This is a genomic window from Protofrankia sp. Cr1 (genome assembly GCF_963555865.1).
GTDB lineage: Bacteria > Actinomycetota > Actinomycetes > Frankiales > Frankiaceae > Protofrankia.
Window position 1 is genome coordinate 3,458 of sequence record NZ_CAUVXO010000267.1, and the last position, 4,295, is coordinate 7,752.

General features: G+C 70.1%; 3 protein-coding genes. 1 reads left to right on the forward strand and 2 read right to left on the reverse strand.

The annotated features are described in order from the left end of the window. Window positions 1-1,066, reverse strand: a 1,066-nt coding sequence (locus U9980_RS18565) for a lanthionine synthetase C family protein (RefSeq protein WP_322769074.1), incomplete at its 3' end; no start/stop codon positions are given. Continuing rightward, window positions 1,063-3,108 carry a lantibiotic dehydratase gene (locus tag U9980_RS18570; RefSeq protein WP_322769075.1) on the reverse strand — a complete coding sequence of 682 codons (2,046 nt, stop codon included), beginning with the start codon at window positions 3,106-3,108 and terminating at the stop codon, window positions 1,063-1,065. The genes U9980_RS18570 and U9980_RS18565, both read right to left, overlap by 4 nt. A gap of 29 nt (window positions 3,109-3,137) precedes the next feature. On the opposite strand from U9980_RS18570, the gene U9980_RS18575 reads away from it, so the two are divergent. Beyond that, window positions 3,138-4,142, forward strand: a complete 1,005-nt coding sequence (locus U9980_RS18575; RefSeq protein WP_322769076.1) for a site-specific integrase — start codon at window positions 3,138-3,140, stop codon at window positions 4,140-4,142. Window positions 4,143-4,295: the final 153 nt, after the last annotated feature.

Sequence of the window (4,295 nt, forward strand, 5' to 3'; positions counted from 1 at the left end):
CGCAACCAGTAAGCAGACCAGCGTCGCTGCCTGCGGCGAGCGAGGCGGCGAGAGCGGGTAGCCGCTGGCTGATCGTGGAGCTGAGAGCGCCCTCGGCGGCACGGATCGCCGTCTGGTAGACCCCCGCGAGTCCGTGGCAGAGCCCGGCGTCGATGACGCGGGCCAGGCCCCGTCCGGTCAGGCATGCGGCCAGAGTGTGCTCGGCCGAGGCTTGGCGGGTGTTGTCGCCGGTGGCGAGGGCGGCGAGCTGGAGGGCGCGGGCTATCCCGGTGGCGCCGTAACACCAGGACGCCCGCTCCGGGCCTTCCTGGCTGGAACGGCCTGTGCCCAGGTCGGTGCGAGTGATCCACTTCGGCCACCACGGTCCGTCGGCGGAGTCCTGCTGCCACCGGTCGAACCAGCCGCACAGATAAGCAATTGCGTCGGGCTGACCAGCTACGTCACAGCCTTTGAGCGTCGCCAAGGAGACGAATGCGAGCAACCCGGCCGCGCCGTGCGCCATGCCGTTGTTCGCGTGTCCGCCCGGGGTCGGCAGCAGCGGGTCCGGGTCGTGGCCCACCCACCAGCCCGGTACTTCCAGCCCGTCGAGGACACGCGGCCCGGCCAGGCTGATCACGTAGCGGAGCACATCGGCGAGTGTGTCGCTGCCAGGCGCTGTGCGCAGCAGCAGCGCGCCGATGCCGGTCAGGCCGTAGAACAGGTCGTACTCGGCGAACATGGCGGCGTCCCCGCGTTCCATCCGCGCCGAGGCGGTCGCGAGACGCTGACGGGTGATCCGGTGGACGTGCTCGTCGAGCAGGCGGACAGCTGCTTGGTAACGAGGATGGCCGTCTGCGCCGGCGGCGTGCAGCAGAAAAGCCAGGGCCGGCGCGCCGTAGTACAGGCCCGTATGCGGGCCGGCGTCGACAGGAGCTGCCGCGGTCCGCGCGATGGCGGCTTTCGCCGCGGCCCAGGTGCCGGTGCCGGTCAGGGCCTTCTCGATGTGGAGCAGTGCGGTTCCCGCGGCGCCGCTGGCGAGGGACTGTGCGCTGGCCTGTTCGAGGTTGAGCGCGGGCGTGGTCGTCATGGCTGGCCCGCCACCGCGAGGCGTCGCAACGCGGCGGCGCGGGCAAGGCGACCGGTCTGTTCTTCGAGTTCCGGGTCTAACCCGAGTGCGCGCATATGGTGCTCGTGCAGCAGGGTGCGCAGCACAGTGCCCGGATCGCGCTGCGCAGAGAGGATCTCGCGGTACGCGGCAAGTGCGGCATCGCGCCGCGCCCACGCGGTGGCGACCGCGTCACCACCCGGGATGGCGCGTAACGCCGTGAAGTCCCCGGCGGAGTCGACCAGCTGGCAGGCGAGGTCGTGTGCCGCCCTGTCCGATGGGCCGCTCGTCTGCTCCAGGCACCTGGTCAGTGCCCGGTACCCGGTGGTTGGGTCTGGGGCGAACGCGGCGGCTAGCTGGGCCAAAGACGCGGCGGCCACAGCCTGGCCGGGCACGCCCGCCGTGGCGGCCATGGCGATCTGGGCGACCGCGGCGGCGGTGTCGGCGGCGAAGACCTGCTCGGCCGCACTCAGAGCGTCGCCGTGACCGTAGCGGCCGGGCTGCTCGTAGGAGGAGGTGAGGCTGAGCTGCGCGGGCAGACCAAGGGCGTCGAGCTCGGCGGCGAAGGCCGCCAGCTCGGAGGCAACCCGGGCGAACGCTTCGCGATCGATGAGGCGCAGGTACACCGCCAGATGCTGCGGAGTCCAGGGGCGGCTCATGTCGCGGTATCGACGCACCCACCAGCGTTCGACCAGCCCACCGAGCCGGACGGCGAGCCTGGGCAGGTGAAGGCTCAGGACGTCGTCAAACCGTTCCGGGCTGCCCTCGAATTGACCGCACACCAGCGTGGCCGCTCCGGGCCGCAGCACCCTGCCGGGCGCGGCCGTCACCGGGAGCGGACGCGGCGGCGGGCTGGCGAGGAGCAGGGGGATCAGCAGCTCGGCGGGTCGTCCGAGCCACCCGTCGCCGTCGGCCGGGCCGTCCTCGCGGACTTCGAGCCTTCCGGCCCGCTCCAGCTGAGCACGCAGCAAGCCGAGATCCAGCGGGTGGGCCAGGTCGAGCGGCAACCGCAGCTCGCCATTGCACACGATGACACGAGCTGGTACTCGCCACTGTCTCCGCCAGGCTTCCAGCCGGTCCTTCCAGGCATCGCCGGCTACGGCGGTGGGAAGATCGTGACGGGAAAGGAGCCAGCGGGCGGCGGCCAGCACGGTGCGCCGGTAGCGGATACGCGGCAGGTAGGGCAGCGTTCGCGCGGCACCGGGGTCGAACGGCCCGAAGCCTGCGCTGCGCGCGTCGGCGATCTCGGCGATGAACCGCGCCAGTGGCGGGGTTCGCACAGTCAGGTCCAGCGCGTGCGGTATCCGGGGGATCACACGCCGACCGGTGGATCGCTGCACCAAGTACATCTGGGCGGCGTCAGCCGTCACCGCCAGATCGTCCACACCGATCGTGCCGGGACCGCAGGGGTGCTCGCCGAGCGATAGGACATCCCTGATGAGCGGGGGAACCCGGACCACGTTCTCGTTGCGCGGCAGACGCGGTGGGAAGGACATCTGGACGGTCACCGAGCCCTCGCGACGCTCGCCGGCCACGTAGGTGGCGGCGAGCAGGTCTCGCTCCTCGGATGTCAGTAGGTGCGCGAACCTGCCGGCCATGCTGGTCGGGATGCGCGGCGCCGCAGTCACGCGGAGCTCGAAGTCCCCACGGTCGATATCGGCGAGGGACTGGGCGTGGAGCGTAACCCCGAGCTCGATGCGTGTCGGCGGGACAAGATCTACGTGGTCGCCGATGGTGAGCGCCTGGATGTCCACTTCGGTCAGGCGGATCTCTCTGGTCCCGCTGAACGTGGCCGCCTGGATCAGGCTGAGCAGCGTGGCGTCGCGTTCGGTTAGCGTCCGCCAGGCCGGCCGGGCGGACACTCCCGAGTAGCCGTCCGGGTAGCCGAGGCCAGACTCAGCGACCAGCTCCCGTACCGGTATCAAAACGCCGGGTCCGTACCGTTCGCGAACCGTTGACCGGACTACCGGGCGGACGATCAGCGTGTCGTAGGCGGCGGGTGGTGGCCGGTCGGTAGATGTCACGCAGTTCCCAGTGAGAGGACTGCGTGTGGATGTCCGATAATTGTGATCGTGTGATTGATCTGATCGATCCGCTGGTGTGGGGTCGGGTGGTCCCGATGGTTGGTGTCGAACCGTTCTGCGTGGTGGACGAAGCGGGCCGGCCGGTCGAGCCGATCCGACGGTTCCTGCGTGATCTTGTAGCGCAGGGATGTTCGGCCACGACGATTCGCAGCTATGCGTTTGCGTTGCTGCGCTGGTGGCGGTTCCTGCGGGCGGTGGAGGTGGAATGGTCGAAGGCGTGTCCGGCGGAGGCACGGGATTTCGTGCTGTGGTTGCAGCGGACCAGTAAGCGCCGTCGGTTGCCGCGAACCGATTCCGCGAGTACGGCAGGAACGGTGAACTCGATTACCCGTAAGCGGTTCCAGGACGACAGCTATATGGTGGCCACGATTCGGCATTCGAACGCGGTCGTGCGGTCATTTTATGTGTTCTGGATCGAGCGGGGTGAAGGGCCGCTGGTCAATCCGGTGGTGCTGGCTCGGGGGCGGGGGCGGCGTCCTGATGCGCACCACAACCCGTTGGAGTCGTTCCGGGCCGAGGGGCGGCTGCGGTATAACCCGCCGGCGCCGAAATGCCGGCCGCGGGCGATGCCGGACGGGTTGTGGGAGCAGCTGTTCACAGCGATGCGTTCGGACCGTGACCGGGCGATCCTGGCGTTGGCGGTCAGTACCGGCGCTCGCGCCGGGGAGCTGCTGGGGATGCGCGGTGCCGATCTGGACTGGGGCGATCAGCTGATCCAGGTCCGGCGCAAGGGGACACGGGCGCCGCAGTGGCTGCCGGCCAGCCCGGAGGCGTTCGTGTGGCTGCGCCTGCACGTGGAGGAGATCGGCGGACTGGGTGCCCATGCGCCGGTCTGGCAGACGCTGCGCCGTCGTGCCCGCGACGGCGGCCCGCCCGGTCGCGTGCCGTTGAACTACGAGGCGCTGCGGGCGGTGCTGCGTCGCGCGAACGGCCTACTGGGCACCAACTGGACCATGCACGACCTGCGGCATTAGGTGGACGGCTGGGTTATGCGCCCTGCCGTGGCGTTTCCGCTGCTAGGGGCGGTGGAGCTCGTGGTGTGGTCCGCATTACGCGGCGCGCCACCGTCAACGCCCCAGCGAGTCGAGCCAGCTGATCAGGGACGAGTCCAACGTCCAGTCCGGCAG